This is a genomic window from Pseudoflavonifractor phocaeensis, assembly GCF_016901735.1.
Classification (GTDB): domain Bacteria; phylum Bacillota; class Clostridia; order Oscillospirales; family Oscillospiraceae; genus Pseudoflavonifractor_A.
Map to the genome: position 1 here is coordinate 1 of NZ_JACLZC010000221.1, position 355 is coordinate 355.

Annotated in this window: 1 protein-coding gene; it reads right to left on the bottom strand. The window is 53.2% G+C overall.

Annotated elements, in window-relative coordinates; all coding sequences use genetic code 11:
• Positions 1-29: 29 nt before the first annotated feature.
• On the bottom strand, positions 30-355 hold a 326-nt coding region (locus tag H7U37_RS15360; protein WP_204877037.1), incomplete at its 5' end, for a transposase.

Consider the following 355-nt stretch of genomic DNA (forward strand, 5'->3'; position numbering starts at 1 on the left):
TCAGTCTGTCGAAAAACCCGGCTTATGCGTCAGGCATGAGCCGGGTTTGTGTCATATAGGGGCCAAAAGAGGAGGATAAAGAGGGGATCAGACTTCTCCTGCCATAGCCATCTGGCCAGTTTTTTCAGATTCATGGCAGCAAACTTAAGCTTCACCCAGTTGGACACCTGGGCCAAGCCTCTGTATTGGGTATAACGCATGGCGTGTTTTTCCTTGGCGTCGGCAAAGACCCGTTCAATGGTTTCCTTGCGCCGTTTGTACAGCCGCCGGTACTCGGGCGTATAGCGGGCGTCATCCGCCAAGTCCTCGTAATCCTTCCAGATGTGGCGCTGCACCGTTTTGACACAGTCTTTGG